This is a genomic window from Dactylosporangium sp. NPDC051484 (assembly GCF_040689395.1).
GTDB lineage: Bacteria > Actinomycetota > Actinomycetes > Mycobacteriales > Micromonosporaceae > Dactylosporangium.
In genome coordinates this window covers 112,569-127,518 of record NZ_JBFAZX010000001.1, presented here as the reverse complement: position 1 = coordinate 127,518, position 14,950 = coordinate 112,569, and the positions used below count along the sequence as shown (strand labels likewise).

The following is a 14,950-nucleotide window of genomic DNA, read 5'->3' as shown; positions in this document are numbered from 1 at the left end:
CCTGCCTACGTTCTGGGCGGGTGGTCGCGCTCGGACGGCCCGTGCCGCAAGGCGATCTTGTCCAGGTAGAGCAGCTGGGCGGCCACGCCGGCCAGCAGGAGGAGCACCAGCAGCGGGATCGGGAGCAGCCGGCCATACGGCAGGTGGTCGAGGTCGTTGTACTGCAGGATCTGCAGCATCACGGACTGGGCTGTCGGGTGCTGGGTCGAGGACGTGATCAGCGGCCAGATGAGGTCCTGGGTCTGCGCGAACCAGGTGGCCACGTACGCCAGCGCCGCCATCGGCAGGGCGGGCAGCACGACCGGCCACCAGGACGCCGGCTGGCTCTGGCGCGGCAGCGTGTCGCGGCGCAGGGCCTGGCCGCGGAACAGCAGCACCAGCACGAACAGCGCGGGGATCGCCAGGCGCGAGGGCGGGATCAGGGCCAGAAACGTGTCGAGCCGGCTGGCGGTGGCGCCGGCGGCAAAGGCGCGCAGCGCGAGGGGAACGCCGCCGACGAACAGGAACAGGCCGAACGGCAGCAGGAGCCACTCGCTGTGCCGGCCCAGCGGGCGCAGGCCGCTGATGCCGAAAGCGGCCAGCGCGGCGGCGGTGACGCCGACCAGGGTGGAGATCACCGGCGGGAGCCAGGTGTTCGCCCAGGTGGACGGCACCTCGACGCGCGGGGAGTCGCCGAGGTGCGACAGCCAGGGCCAGAGGCCGACGCCGGCGACGACGAGCACCGCGCCCAACAGCGCCGCGGCGCCCGGCCGGGCGAGCCCGCGCCCGAAACCCGCTGCGTCCGGGGTGTCCGAGACGTCCGGGCGCGCCTCCAGCCGCAGGCCGGTCATGATCACCAGCAGCGTCGCAAGCAGGCCGAGCAGCGACAGCTGCACCAGGATGACCGTCGAGATCGCCGCGGCGGTGCCGAGGTCGAACCGCATCAGCGCGCTCTCGTACAGCAGGGTCGCGGGGGTGGCGTGGCCGTTCGCGACATAGCGGTACGAGAACCCGAACGTGAAGTCCTGCAGGACCACGGCGACCACGCCGAGCACGGCGAGCACCCCGCCGATGATCACCCCGGGCCAGTTGGGCCGGGGTCCGCGGTCGGTGCGCAACGCGGCGAGGTAGATCAGCACCGCTGCGGCCGCGACGACGCCGAAGGTGCCCGCCCAGTAGGTCCAGCGCTGCCCGCGCTCGGACGAGGCGCTCGCCAGCGCGATGCCGAACGGCGCGAAGGCGACCAGCGGGATCACCAGCGCGCCGCGGGCGATCCGGCGCATCGCCCGGCCGGACCCGTGCGCGGCCCAGGCGAGCGCGGGCGCCAGCAGCAGCACGATCAGCAGCGGCACTACGGCCAGGGTCAGGACGTATCCGAGCGCCCCGCCGAGGCCGCCGTCGAAGGCGCGGTTGTAGTTGTCGAGACCGGCCGACGGCGCGTCGCCGGCCCCGGCCAGCCCCCGGATGCCGGTGAAGCGCCCGAACGACGTGCGGATCGTCCAGATCGCGGGCTCGACGTAGGTGGTGATGAGCAGGATCAGGGCGGGCAGCGGCAGCAGGAGGCCGGCGACCACCTGCCAAGTGGGTCGCGGGGTGGCCGGCTGGACGGTCATGCACACACGATATTGGTCCTGATCAGCCGTGGATTAGCGCTGGCCGGTTCTCAGCGCGACAGGATGGCCGCCACGCCCTGGCCGCCGGCCGCGCAGATCGAGATCAGGCCGCGCCCGGAGCCCTTCTCGGCCAGCAGCTTCGCCATGGTCGCCAGGACCCGGCCGCCGGTCGCGGCGAACGGGTGGCCGGCCGCCAGGGACCCGCCGTTGACGTTGAGGCGGTCCCGGTCGATCGCGCCGAGCGGCTCGTCCGTCCAGTTCGGCAGGCCCAGGCGCCCCTTGCAGAACGTCGGGTCCTCCCACGCCTTGAGCGTGGCCAGCACCTGCGAGGCGAACGCCTCGTGGATCTCGTAGAAGTCGAAGTCCTGCAGGGCGAGGCCCTCGCGGGCGAGCATCCGGGGCACCGCGTAGGCCGGGGCCATGAGCAGGCCGTCGCCGCCGTGCACGAAGTCCACCGCGGCGGTCTCGGCGGTCTCGAAGTACGCCAGGATCGGCAGGCTGCGTGCCTTGGCCCAGGCCTCCGAGGCCAGCAGCACGACCGCGGCCCCGTCGGTGAGCGGGGTGGAGTTGCCGGGCGTCATCGTCGCCTGCGGGCCGCGGCCGTAGACCGGCTTGAGCGCGGCGAGCCTCTCGGGCGACGTGTCCGGGCGCAGGTTCTGGTCGCGGGACAGCCCGAGGTACGGCGTGACGAGATCGTCGAAGAAGCCTCGCTCGTAGGCGGCGGCCAGGCGCCGGTGCGAGGCCAGTGCGAGCGCGTCCTGCTCCTCGCGGCCGATGCCGAACTCCAGCGCGGTGAGCGCCGCCGACTCGCCCATGGACAGGCCGGTGCGCGGTTCCGAATTGCGCGGGATATCCGGCTTGATCTGGGTAGGCCGGAACTTGCTCACCGCGCGCAGCCGGGCGCCGAACGAGCGAGCCCGATTGAGCTCCATCATGATCCGCCGGGCGTCCTCGTTCACGCCGAGGGGCGCGTCCGAGGTGGTGTCGACCCCGCCCGCGATGCCTACCTCGATCTGCCCAAGGGCGATCTTGTTGGCGACCAGGATGGCCGACTCGAGACCGGTTCCGCAGGCCTGCTGCACGTCGTACGCCGGAGTCCGTGGGTCGAGGCGGGATCCGAGTACGGATTCACGCGTGAGGTTGAAATCGCGGCTGTGTTTGAGCACCGCACCGGCGGCAACCTCACCGAGGCGCTGCCCGGCGAGGCCGAAACGTGCCACGAGTCCATCTATGGCGGTGGTCAGCATGTCCTGGTTTGATGCAGTGGCATAGGCGCTGCCCGAGCGCGCAAAGGGGATGCGGTTACCGCCGACGACCGCTACCCGAACCGGGGCTTTCGAGGGGGCCATCGGTGTCTCCTTCTCAACGCGTCAGGGCATCCTGGGCGTTACCCTACTCGCGAGTAGGGTAACGCACTGTTGTGACTGGGGAGGCACCGCAATGACCGATCGCTACGCGACCTTCGCCCACTCGGGGGCCGGCCGGTTCCTCGTCAAGCGACTGGGCCTGCCGAATCCACCCAAGCTGCGCAGATACGAGAAGGCGGCCGAGTTCGGGCCGGTCACACTTGGCGGGTCAGGCCGGCTGGTCGAACCCACCCGCAACATCCTCGACGAGCTGCCCGTCGCGGCGGGCGCCGACGGGCACTGCGCAGCGCTGATCTTCGATGCCAGCGGCATCACCGACAGCGAGGCGCTGCGGGCACTGTACGACTTCTTTCACCCCGTGATCCGCTCGCTGCGCCCATCCGGCCGGGTGATCGTGCTCGGCAGCCCACCGGAGCTGTGCACCAGCGCCCGCGAGGCCACCGCGCAGCGGGCGCTCGAAGGCTTCGTGCGCTCGGCCGGCAAGGAGGTCGCCCGCGGTTCGACCGCCCAACTCGTCTATGTCGCGCCGGGCGCCGAGGCGGCGACCGAGTCGACGCTGCGGTTCCTGCTGTCGGGGCGCTCGGCGTATGTCTCCGGGCAGGTGGTCCGCATCGGGCCGGCCGCCGTGGACGTGCCGGACGACTGGGACCAGCCGCTGGTGGGCAGGACTGCGATCGTCACCGGCGCCGCCCGCGGCATCGGCGAGGCGATCGCCCACGTGCTGGCCCGCGAGGGCGCGCACGTCGTCTGCCTCGACGTGCCGGCCGCCGGCGAGGATCTGTCGAGGGTCGCCAACGACGTCAAGGGCACCGCGCTGCAGCTCGACCTGACCACCGAAGACGCGCCGCGCCGGCTGGCCGACTTCATCGCGACCCGCCACGTGCACGCCGACATCTTCGTGCACAACGCCGGGATCACCCGGGACAAGACGCTCGGGCGCATGGAGGAGGGGCAGTGGAGCTCCGTGCTCGACGTCAACCTCTCCAGCCAGGAACGGATCAACGACGTGCTGCTCGCCGAGAGCCTGCTCGGCGGCAACGGGCGGATCGTCTCGGTCTCCTCCGTCTCGGGCATCGCCGGCAACCGTGGCCAGACCAACTACGCCACCTCGAAGGCCGGCGTGATCGGGCTGGTGCAGGCCAGCGCCGGGGCGGTCGCCGAGCACGGGCTCACGATCAACGCGGTGGCGCCCGGGTTCATCGAGACGAGGATGACCGCCGCGATGCCGATGTTCGCGCGTGAGGGCGGCCGGCGGCTCAACAGCATGACCCAGGGCGGGCTGCCGGTGGACGTGGCCGAGACGATCGCCTGGCTGGCCCACCCGGCCTCGGGCGGGGTCAACGGCAACGTCATCCGAGTCTGCGGGCAGAGCCTGCTGGGGGCCTGATGAACACGATCGTGCTCGAGCGGCCACCGCGGCTCGGGCCGTTGTACTGTGCCGCCGCACTGCGCCGCTCCACCGGCACGACGCTGCCCGAGCGCGGGCTGCGCCTCGACGGCGTGCGGGTCGACCTGGCGCACCTGGCCGAGTACGACCGGGTGTGCGGGTTCCGGCTCGGCGACGAACTGCCCGCCACCTACCCGCACGTGCTCGCGTTCCCGCTGGCCATGGCGCTGATGACGGCGCCGGACTTCCCGTTCCCGCTGCTCGGGCTGGTCCACGTGCGAAACCGCGTCGAGATGCTCCGCCCGCTGCGGTCCTCGGACACGTTCTCACTGTCGGTGTGCGCGGAGGCGCTGCGCCCGCACGAGCGCGGCACCCAGCTGGACGTGGTCGCGACCGCGGCGATCGACAGCGAGGTCGTGTGGACCGATCGCTCCACGTATCTCCACAAGACGAGCAAATCCCGTAAATCCGAAAAATCGCAAACGCTCGAAGTACCCGACGCCACCTGGTGCGTCCCGAGACGCACCGGGAGCGACTACGCCCGCGTCTCCGGCGACCGCAACCCCATCCACACCAGCCGCATCCTGGCCCGGGCGTTCGGCTTCCCGGCCACTATCGCGCACGGCATGTGGACGAAGGCGCGCTGCCTCGCCGCGCTCGAGGGGCGCCTGCCGGACGCGTACGCGGTCGAGGTCGCGTTCAAGCTCCCGATCCTGCTGCCCGCCACGGTGGGGTTCTCCGCGAGCCCCGATCGCACCGGGTGGCGGTTCGCGGTACACGATCCGAGGACAGGCAGGCCCCACCTGGCCGGCGCGATCGTCGACCCCGGCTGCGCAGAGCCCGGCGCGGGCGGCGCCGCCGGGCTTCTCCGCGGGAGGGATCGGTAGAACCGCGGGCTGATAGGATGGCCGGCATGGAGATTGAGGTCGACAGAATCTAGCCACCGAACTGCCGGTGGCTTTACTCGTGTGGGCAGCGCCCGCACCGGTGAATGACCGTTCTCCCAACACAGCAGCGTGCGTCCGCCTGTCCTAGGCGTTGACACCCCTGCTTGAGCCTCGTCGGCACGTTCGCACCGCATCGGCCTCGGTCCAGAGGCATGCCCGCGCACGCGCGACTTCGACCCTCCCTGCGCGGACCCTCGTCGCGGTCCCGCACCCGTCACCGTCGCGCCCACCGGAAGACGAGCGCCCCGAGTGCTCTGACCCTTGTCAGGCTGTCCACAGCGGACAGGAAGAAAGTAGAGAAACACCACCAATGTCTACGAAGTCCGCCATCACTCTGCGCGACCTGACCTTCGAATGGCCGGACGGCACCGTTGCGCTCTCAGGCGTCAACGGCACGTTCAACACGGGCCGCACCGGCTTGATCGGGCGCAACGGCGCCGGGAAGTCGACACTGCTTCGGCTGATCGCAGGCATCCTGCGGCCGGCCGCAGGACAGATCGACACCATCGGCGAAGTCGGCTATCTGCCGCAGATGCTCACGCTCCGGCACGAGACGACGATCGCCGAGCTCCTCGGCATCGACGGGGTCTTCGCCGCGATGAGGGCCATCGAGTCCGGCGACGCCGACGAGCGCCACTTCGACACCGTCGGCGATGACTGGGACATCGAGGCCCGTGCCGATGAAGCGCTCCACCAGATCGGGTTCGCCGCCGCTGACCTCGACCGTCGCGTGGCCGAGGTCTCCGGCGGGGAGGCGACCCTCATCGCCATCACGGGGCTGCGAATCCGCCGCACTCCGATCACCCTCCTTGACGAGCCCACCAACAACCTCGACCGGCCCACGCGCGCCAAGCTCGCCGAGTTCGTCGACCAGTGGCCAGGGACGCTCCTGCTGGTCAGCCACGACCTCGAGCTGCTGGAGCACATGGACAACACCACCGAGCTCTACGGCGGCACTCTCGACACCTTCGGCGGCCCCTACAGCGAATGGAAGGAACAACAGGAGCAGGAGCAAGCGGCGGCGCTCCAGGCTGCGCGGTCGGCTCAGCAGGCGCTCAAGGTCGAGAAGCGGCAGCGTGTCGAGGCCGAGACGAAACTGGCACGCAGGGAGCGCACCGCGAAGAAGACCCAGAAGGACGGTGGCATCCCGAAGATCCTCGCGGGCAATCGCGCCAGCAAGGCTCAGGCATCAGCGGGCGCGTTGCGCTCCACGCTCGACGACAAGGTTGAGGCGGCCCAAGCCGCCGTCAACGCCGCGGATGCCCGCGTCCGCGAAGAGGAACACATCCATCTCGTCCTGCCCGATCCCGACGTCCCGCGCGGACGGCGCCTTGCGCAGGTGCAGGACCAGGACCGCACCATCGTGATCCAAGGGCCGGAGCGGGTCGCGCTCGTCGGGCCCAACGGCATCGGAAAGTCGACCCTGATCGAACAGCTCGTGCACGGCGCGGCCCCCACCCCCGGCCGGCCGCACGGGCGGCTCGTGACAGGACTCGTCGGATACCTCCCGCAGCGCCTCGACGGACTCGACGACGACGCCAGCGCGATGGAGAACGTGCGGGCGGTAGCGCCGGGGACCCCGGCGGGCACGATCCGCAACCAGCTCGCCCGCCTGCTTCTGCGTGGTGACAGCGTCGATCGTCCGGTGAGCACCCTCTCCGGTGGCGAGCGGTTCCGCGTCTCCCTGGCACGGCTGCTCCTTGCGGAGCCGCCGGCTCAACTGCTGGTTTTGGACGAGCCCACGAACAATCTCGACATCGCGAGCGTCGAACAACTCGCGGAAGCCCTCGATGCGTATCGCGGAGCCCTCCTCATCGTCAGCCACGACTCCGCGTTCCTGGAGCGGATCGGCGTCGACACCGTCATCGAATTCGACAGGGACGGGCGCATGCGTCAACGCCGAGACTTGAACATCTGACCGTCTTGGATCGCGCGACAAGGCGTCGGCGAGCGGGCGGGCGGGCGGGCGGGCGGGTCACGGTTCGGCCGGCCCGCCTGCTCCTTCGCTGAGAACGGTCGCCACCAGGCCAATTCCTCGTGCTCATCCGGGCTCGGCCACGTCGCAGTAGACGGACACCTGGGTCCGGGTCAGGTCGGTGCCCGCTGGGACCGCGAAGGTGCCCAGGCCCTCCTCGAAGTGCGAGCCCACGCAGTAGCTCCCGTCCCTGTTGCCGCCGCTCACGCCCCCGACGATCGTGCCGTCGGCGCTTCGGAACACGACGCCGGCGCCCTTCTCCACCAAGCCCCCGCAGTGGGACTCGTTGTCGCCGCTCGGGGGAAGCCAGAGATGCGTCTCCGCTGGATTCGTCGTGTTCGCTGGCTTCGCCTGCGCCCGCGTGTCGAACGTCTGGAACAGCATGTTGCTGTGGTCGACCGCGACCCAGTGGGTCTCGCCCAGCTCTACCGACATCCGGGCCGCGGGGAAGGGCCCCTCGACGGGGATGTCCACGCCCGCCCCGACGGCCAGTCGCTGCCCGGGCATGATCAGCGGGATCTCCCCGGACTGCCCGGACCAGAGCGGCAACCCGTCGGCGTCGAGTATCCGCAGCGTGAACCTGGTCCGGTAGGCGGCCTGCGGCGAGTTGTCGGCCACGACCGCGCCGAGACTGTACGACCACGGATGGGACTTGCTGAAGCCCTGCTCAGCGACGACGAGGCCGCCTTCGGCCGGCGCGGCGGGCCCTGTCTTCGGTGCGTGGGCCGGGAGGCAGCCCGAGGTGGCGGAGCCGCGCTTGAGCTCGGTCAGCCCCAACGCCGCAAGCAGCACGCAGGCGACGACGGCCGCCCCCGCGAGCACGTTGCCGAGTCGCCGTTTCCTGGGTCCTGCCATCGAATCTCCCCCCGAAGCCTTGGTGCCAAGCCTTCCGCCTCGGTTGGGCGCGGACCAGACCCAATCGGTGCCTGTGGATAGCTTCAGGCGAGGTCGGGCACGCGGCCCGGCGCCAGGCGCTCCTCGGGGTCGAGCGCCAGTTTCAGGCGCGCCGCGGTGGGCGGGAGCGGCGCCGGGCCGTCGCTCTCCACCAGCTCGCGCAGGTCCAGCGGGGCCCGCAGCAGGCTGCAGCCCCCGCCGCCACGGGTCAGCAGCACCGTGCGCGCGGCGGTCAGCATGCCGTCGAGGCGCTCGGGCGAGATTGTGCCGGGCAGGGTCGCGTGCGCCACGCCGAGGCCGACCGAGCCGCGCACCGGCACCGGCAGACCCGCCGCGTCACGCAGGGCGTAGACGACCGCGACCAGCTCGCTCGGCCGGCCCCAGATCTTCAGCGCCACGTCGTCGACGCCGAACGGGTAGCGGCCCCACCAGGCGGGTGGCAGCTGGTCAACCGTCGCGCCGCCGCCGAGCAGCTTCGCGGCCGACTCGGCGCGCTGGGTCGCGGTGGCGCGGTCGCCCTCGAAGAGCGCGGCGAGCTCGGCCGGACGGCCGCCGGCGCCGCCGGGCAGGTCGGCCTCGATCGCGACCGGTTCGAGCGGCGAGGCCACGAGGGCCTCGGTCAGCCGCCGGACCTCGCGCGGGGTCGACACCGGGCGGATCACCCAGAACCGGGTGGGCGGCAGCGGTTCGAGCCGGACGGTGGCCTCGGTGATCACGCCCAGCGTGCCGTAGGAGCCGCAGACGTGCCGAGCCAGGTCGTAGCCGTGGACGCCGCGCTCCAGGCTGCCCTCGTCCAGCGCCACCTGCACGCCGACGACCAGGTCGCGCGGGGCGCCGAACCGGTGCCGCAGCGGGCCGGCCTCGTTGGTGGCCAGCACGCCGCCGAGCGTGGCGGCCGGGGAGCCGACGTCCAGCGGCAACCGGCGGTTCTCCCTGATCAGATACGCGCGCAGCGCCCGCAGCGGGGTGCCGGCCGCGACGGTCGCGGTCATCGCGTCGGGCGCGTAGTCGAGCACGCCCGTGATCCGGCCGAGGTCGAGCAGCACGTCCACGTGGGTGGGCGGCGGCCCCCAGTCGAGCTTCGTCCCCGCGCCCGACGGCACGACGGAGAGACCCTCGGCGGCGGCGAACCGCAGCACCTCCGCCACCTCGCCGGCACTGCCCGGGGCGGCCACCCAGCCGACGGGCACTTCGTCGACTGTGTCGGCCGGCCCCGCCTCCCAAACGTGCTCCGGGCCGCACGCGTCGGCCAACACCTCGATCACCGTCACCGCGGCTCCCCGCTTCCCTGGTCACCAGCCAGCATCTATGCCGTGGGGAAGATCGGTCGAAGGGAATCGCGGTAGCCGGGAGACACAATCCAGGCTTTCCCAGTGACGCGCGTGCATGTGGCGCGTCAACCGATATGGAACATACGTTCGAGAGCGTAGGCCCTCGCTACTTCAGCCGCAAGACCCGCCTGAGGAATGCCGTGCGGTCGGCGACGGCGTCGGCGAAGCGGGCGAGATCGTGGCCGGTGTCGTAGTCCTTGCGCTGCTTCGCGCCGGCGACGGCGGCGGTGAGCTCGGCGCGCTCGGCCTCCGGCACCACGGCATCCTGCCTGCCGAACTGCAGCAGGACGGAGCGCTTGCCCCCCACCGCCACGTAGGGGCCGGCGTCGAACCGGGCCAGCGAGTCGAGATACGCGTGCCAGTCCTTCGGCACCTTCTGCTTGACCATCCAGCGCGAGAAGCGGCTCGTCCCGCCGGCCAGGACGGCGCCGGTGATGCGGGACTCCAGGCCGAGCAGGACCGCGCCGAGGGCCGCGCCCGAGTGGTGCCCGGCGTAGCCGACCCGGGAGCCGTCGCAGTCGCTGCGCCGGATCAGCAGGTCGAACGCGCGCCGCTGGGCGACGACCGCGTTGGCGACCACCTTGGCGTCGGCGGACGGGTCGCCGGTGGGCTTGATCGGCAGGCTCGCCACCATGACCAGCACGCCCATCCGGGCCAGCGCCGTGGCCTCGTCCAGCAGCGTGTCGCGGTTGCCGTCGGGACCGGTGCCGAACACGACGGCGGGCATCCGCTGCGTGTCGCCGGGAACGTCGGCGCTGAGCACATACGCCGGGATCTCGTCGTTGCCGCGCCTGTCGGAGTACGTGATGTCCTCGAGGATGACCCCGTCACCGCTACGCCGGTCGGTGAGCTGCGCGTTGAGCGTGGAGCCCTTGTCGTAGTCGTAAAGCTTCTTGAGCTCCGCGATCGGCACCGCCGGGGGGACGTACCCCGAGGGGTCGAACGTCGACCCGGCCAGTGGATCGGCCGTCAGCGACGCGGAACCGCGCCCCGAGGAGCCGCTCCCCGCCCCTGGTGTCGTCGTCGACCCCTCGGAGCACGCCTGGACCAGCATCGCTGCCAGCCCGGTCACCCCGATGTGCAACACCCCACGACGCCGCACCGGCATCCCTCCGTGGTCTCGCCCGAACTTCGAGACATGACGGTACCGGCGTCGCTCTCTCCTGAAGGACAGACCGCCGAACGACGCGCGTGGTTGCGTTCCGATGGGGGTAACGTTTTGACGTGTGACAACCGAGCAGCCGCCCGCCGCGAAGCGGGTCCCGCACGAGCGGGTCCACCACGGCGACACCGTGGTCGACGAGTACTTCTGGCTCCAGAACAAGGACGATCCGGACACGGTCGCCTATTTGGAGGCCGAAAACACGTTCACCACAGCGGCCACGACCCACCTCGAGTCGCTGCGCGAGACCCTGTTCGGCGAGATCAAGACACGGACGAAAGAGACCGACCTCTCGGTGCCCACCCGCAAGGGCGGCTACTGGTATTACACGCGCACGGAGGCCGGCAAGCAGTACGGCATCCACTGCCGCGTCGCGGCCGAGGCCGGGCAGGCCACGTCGCCGGAGCCCCCGGAGATCGGCGACGGCGCCGCGCTGCCGGGCGAGGAGATCCTGCTCGACGGCAACGAGCTGGCCGGCGACTCGGAGTTCTTCGCCCTCGGCACGTTCGACCTCAGCGTGGACGGAAACCTGCTGGCGTACAGCACCGACTTCTCCGGCGACGAGCGCTTCACGCTGCGGGTCAAGGACCTGCGCACGGGCGACGTGCTGCCCGACGTCATCGAGGACGCCTTCTACGGGTCGGCCTGGTCGGCGGACGGCTCGACGCTGTTCTACATCACGGTCGACGAGGCGTGGCGGCCCTACCGCGTGTGGCGGCACACGATCGGCACGCCGGCCGCCGACGACGTGATCGTGCACGAGGAGCCCGACGAGCGGTTCTGGGTCGGCGTGGAGCTGACCCGCTCGGAGCGGTTCCTGCTCATCGACATCAACAGCAAGCTCACCAGCGAGGTGCTGGTGATCCCGGCCGACGCGCCCGCCACCCCGCCGCGCTCGATCGCGCCGCGCCGGCAGGGCATCGAGTACTCGGTCGAGCACCACGGGCACCGGTTCCTGATCCTGCACAACGACGGCGCCGAGGACTTCGCGCTGTCGTACACCTCGGTCGACAACCCCGGCGACTGGACCGCACTGATCGAGCACCGCCCGGGCACCCGGCTGCTGCAGGTCGACGCGTTCTCCGGGCATCTGGTCGTCACGCTGCGCCGCGACGGGCTGACCGGCCTGCGGGTGGTGCCGCTGCACGGCGCCGCGTCGTATGACATCGCCTTCCCCGAGCCGCTGTACTCCGTCGGCCCCGAGGCCAACCTGGAGTACGACACCACGTCGTTCCGCCTGCACTACGTGTCGATGGTGACGCCCGACTCGGTGTACGACTGCAACCTGGACAGCGGCGAGCTCACGCTGCGCAAGCAGAAGCCGGTGCTCGGCGACTTCGACGCGTCCCGTTACGAGCAGCACCGCGAGTGGGCGATCGCCGACGACGGCACCCGCGTGCCGATCTCGATCGTGGCCAAGGCCGGCACCCCGCGGGACGGCTCGGCGCCGGCGGTGCTCTACGGCTATGGGTCGTACGAGTCGTCGATGGACCCGTGGTTCTCGATCCCGCGCCTGTCGCTGCTGGACCGCGGCGTGGTCTTCGCGATCGCGCACATCCGCGGCGGCGGCGAGATGGGCCGGCGCTGGTATGACGAAGGCAAGCTGCTGGCCAAGAAGAACACGTTCACCGACTTCATCGCCTGCGCCGAGCACCTGGTCAAGGCCGGCTGGACGGCCGCGGAGCGGCTGGTGGCCCGCGGCGGCTCGGCCGGCGGCCTGCTGATGGGCGCGGTGGCCAACCTGGCGCCGGAGACGTTCGGCGGGATCGTGGCGCAGGTGCCGTTCGTCGACGCACTCAACACGATCCTCGACCCGTCGCTGCCGCTGACGGTCACCGAGTGGGAGGAGTGGGGCAACCCGCTGGAGGATCCGGAGGTGTACGCGTACATGAAGTCGTACACCCCCTACGAGAACCTCGCCGCCGTGCCGTATCCGGCGATCCTGGCGGTGACCAGCATCAACGACACGCGGGTGCTCTTCCACGAGCCGGCGAAGTGGGTGGCCCGGCTGCGCGCGGTCTCGCCGTCGTCGCACGTGCTGCTCAAGACTGAGATGGGCGCCGGGCACGGCGGGCCGAGCGGGCGCTACGACGCCTGGCGCGAGGAGGCCTTCATCACGGCCTGGCTGCTCGACCGGGTCGGCAAGGCCTGAATCCACAGCGTTGTCCACAGGCAGGGCGCCTGCCTGTGGACAACGCGCCGAGAGCCTGTGGATAACCGTCCCCGGGGCAGGGCGTGACGGTCCCTATCCACACAGGCATTACCCACAGGCTGTGGATAAGTGCCTCAGGCCCCGAAGAGGCGGGCCGCCAGCTCGGGCGCGATGTTGCCGCCGCTGATCACCGCGACGGTGCGCCCGGCGGGCAGTTCGTCGCGGCGGTGCAGCACCGCCGCGGTGGCGACCGCGCCGCTGGGCTCGACGATCAGCCGGGCCTTGCGAGCGAGCGTGCGGACCGTATCGAGGATCTCCTCCTCGCTCACGGTGACGATGGCGTCGAGGTAGGTCGACAGGTGTGCCAGCGTCAGCTCGGACAGCGCGGTGCGCAGCCCGTCGGCGACGGTGCTGAGCGTCCGTTCCTCGGGCCACCTCCGGACCATGCCGGCGGCGAGGCTCTCGGCCGCGTCGGCGGCGAGTGCCGGCTCCACGCCGATCACGGCGACATGCGGGGCGAGGGACTTGACCGCGGTCGCGACGCCGGAGGAGAGCCCGCCCCCGCCGACCGGCACCACGACCACGTCGACGCTGGAGAGGTCCTCAAAGATCTCCAGACCGACGGTGCCCTGCCCGGCGATGATGTCCGGGTGGTCGTACGGCGGGATCAGCGTCAGCCCGCGCTCGGCCATCAGCTGTTTCGCCACCACCTCGCGCTGCGACTGGGGCACTAGGATGACCTCGGCGCCGTAGCCACGGGTCGCCTCGATCTTCAGCGGGGTGGAGACGTCAGGCATGACGACGGTAACCGGCACGCCCAGCGCCCGGCCCGCGTAGGCGAGGGCCTGGCCGTGGTTGCCCGACGAGTGGGTCACCACGCCCGCGCGGCGGCGTTCCAGGTCGAGGCGGTGCAGCGCGTTGGTGGCGCCGCGGAGCTTGAAGGCGCCGACCGGCTGCAGGCTCTCGGGTTTGAGCCACAGCTCCTCGGCCCACGGGCTGGGTAGCAGTGGGGTGCGCACCACGAGACCCCCGACGCGCGCGGCCGCGTCTCGGATGTCGTCCAGGCGAACGAGGCTTTGCTTGGTGGCGGTCACGTCGCTCATCCTGACATCACCTGACCTGCTCTGCTCTTGGCGCCGACGCCGAATGAGAGATCCATAACGCGGGCGCCGCACTAGCCGTTGCGGTAGAAGCGCGCCGCGCCGGGATGCAGCGGAATCGGATCGGTCTGCGGCGCGCTGCCCTTGTCGTAGTTGTTCCCCTCGGGGTGCACCTCGCCGAGTTCGGCCTGGTGCTCGAACAGCACCTTGGTCAGGTCGTGGGCGAGCTGCTCGGGCATGTCGGGCGAGACGACGATCAAGTTGCCGATGGCGATCGTGTCGATGTCGGTGGGGGTGTCGTACGCCGCTTTCGGGATCTTCGCGCCGCCGTAGACCGACCCGTAGCGGTGCGTCAGCGGCTGCAGCAGCGAGTTGAGCGGGAGCACGATGAATCCGCCCGGCGAGCTGTTGAGCAGGTCGCTGATGCCCGGCGTGGGGAGGCCGCCGGCGAAGAAGAAGGCGTCGAGGGTGCCGTTCTGCATGCCCCTGGTCGTCTCGGCCAGCGAAAGGCGCTTGCGGACGATGTCGGTGTCGGGGTTGAGGCCGCCGGCCGAGAGAACCCGGCTGGACACGATGTCCGCGCCGGAGCCCACCGAGCCGGTGGAGACGTGCTTGCCGCGCAGATCGGAAAACTTGTTGATGTTGGCGGACTTGCGCACGACGAGATGGATGTAGCTCTTGTACACCCGGGCCAGCGCGACGATCTTCTGCGGCTCGCCCTCGAACGGCCCCTTGCCGGCGTGGGCGTCGGCGGCGACGTCGGCCAGGGTCAGCGCGATGTCCATGTCGCCGCTCGAGACGCGCTGGATGTTCTCCCCGGAGGCGGCGGTCGGCTCGGCGCGGGCCTCGTAACCGGGTAGGTGCTTGGAGATCAGGTCGGCATATCCGCCGCCGATCGAGTAATACACGCCGGTGCTGTTGCCGGTGGCGATGAACAGCCGGCCGCCGTGCCAGAGCCCGGCGCCGGGGCGCTGGGGCAGGCTGGAGCAGGCGGCGAGCACTAACGCCGCCGCCAGCACCAGCGCCAGATTCCTGAACTTCAA

At 71.1% G+C, this 14,950-nt stretch carries 11 protein-coding genes; 4 read left to right on the top strand and 7 right to left on the bottom strand.

Going from position 1 to position 14,950, the window contains the following annotated elements; all coding sequences use genetic code 11:
* Positions 1 to 5 precede the first annotated feature (5 nt).
* Together AB0367_RS00515 and AB0367_RS00510 are read right to left on the bottom strand one after the other, a co-directional pair.
* On the bottom strand, positions 6 to 1,592 hold the full coding sequence (locus AB0367_RS00515) for a hypothetical protein (RefSeq protein ID WP_366224020.1): 1,587 nt from the start codon (positions 1,590 to 1,592) through the stop codon (positions 6 to 8).
* 50 nt (positions 1,593 to 1,642) lie between these two features.
* Positions 1,643 to 2,941 (bottom strand): acetyl-CoA C-acetyltransferase, encoded by a 1,299-nt coding sequence (locus AB0367_RS00510; protein WP_366224019.1) that lies wholly within the window; start codon positions 2,939 to 2,941, stop codon positions 1,643 to 1,645.
* 91 nt (positions 2,942 to 3,032) lie between these two features.
* On the opposite strand from AB0367_RS00510, the gene AB0367_RS00505 reads away from it, so the two are divergent.
* From AB0367_RS00505 to AB0367_RS00495, 3 genes are all read left to right on the top strand, one after another.
* Positions 3,033 to 4,346: a 3-oxoacyl-ACP reductase gene (locus AB0367_RS00505; protein WP_366224018.1), complete on the top strand. Its 1,314-nt coding sequence runs from the start codon at positions 3,033 to 3,035 to the stop codon at positions 4,344 to 4,346.
* Entirely contained in the window at positions 4,346 to 5,233 is an 888-nt protein-coding gene (locus AB0367_RS00500; protein WP_366224017.1) for a MaoC/PaaZ C-terminal domain-containing protein, read from the top strand. The genes AB0367_RS00505 and AB0367_RS00500 overlap by 1 nt, the downstream gene beginning before the upstream one ends.
* Before the next feature lie 151 nt (positions 5,234 to 5,384).
* On the top strand, positions 5,385 to 7,211 hold the full coding sequence (locus tag AB0367_RS00495) for an ABC-F family ATP-binding cassette domain-containing protein (RefSeq protein ID WP_366224016.1): 1,827 nt from the start codon (positions 5,385 to 5,387) through the stop codon (positions 7,209 to 7,211).
* 123 nt (positions 7,212 to 7,334) lie between these two features.
* On the opposite strand, the gene AB0367_RS00490 is transcribed toward AB0367_RS00495, so the two are convergent.
* The 3 genes from AB0367_RS00490 to AB0367_RS00480 all read right to left on the bottom strand — a co-directional run bounded on the left by AB0367_RS00490 (position 7,335) and on the right by AB0367_RS00480 (position 10,595).
* Positions 7,335 to 8,123 (bottom strand): hypothetical protein, encoded by a 789-nt coding sequence (locus AB0367_RS00490; protein WP_366224015.1) that lies wholly within the window; start codon positions 8,121 to 8,123, stop codon positions 7,335 to 7,337.
* Positions 8,124 to 8,206: 83 nt separating this feature from the next.
* Positions 8,207 to 9,433 carry an FAD-binding oxidoreductase gene (locus AB0367_RS00485; protein ID WP_366224014.1) on the bottom strand — a complete coding sequence of 409 codons (1,227 nt, stop codon included), beginning with the start codon at positions 9,431 to 9,433 and terminating at the stop codon, positions 8,207 to 8,209.
* A gap of 166 nt (positions 9,434 to 9,599) precedes the next feature.
* A complete protein-coding gene (locus tag AB0367_RS00480) occupies positions 9,600 to 10,595 on the bottom strand; it encodes a hypothetical protein (protein WP_366224013.1) in 996 nt (331 codons plus the stop codon).
* A 124-nt stretch (positions 10,596 to 10,719) separates the two neighbouring features.
* On the opposite strand from AB0367_RS00480, the gene AB0367_RS00475 reads away from it, so the two are divergent.
* Positions 10,720 to 12,807, top strand: coding sequence for a S9 family peptidase (locus AB0367_RS00475; protein ID WP_366224012.1), 2,088 nt, complete (start codon positions 10,720 to 10,722; stop codon positions 12,805 to 12,807).
* 134 nt (positions 12,808 to 12,941) lie between these two features.
* Here AB0367_RS00475 and AB0367_RS00470 read toward each other — a convergent pair whose 3' ends face one another.
* Both AB0367_RS00470 and AB0367_RS00465 read right to left on the bottom strand, forming a co-directional pair.
* Positions 12,942 to 13,910, bottom strand: a complete 969-nt coding sequence (locus AB0367_RS00470; RefSeq protein ID WP_366224011.1) for a threonine/serine dehydratase — start codon at positions 13,908 to 13,910, stop codon at positions 12,942 to 12,944.
* A 71-nt stretch (positions 13,911 to 13,981) separates the two neighbouring features.
* A complete protein-coding gene (locus tag AB0367_RS00465) occupies positions 13,982 to 14,950 on the bottom strand; it encodes a TAXI family TRAP transporter solute-binding subunit (protein ID WP_366224010.1) in 969 nt (322 codons plus the stop codon).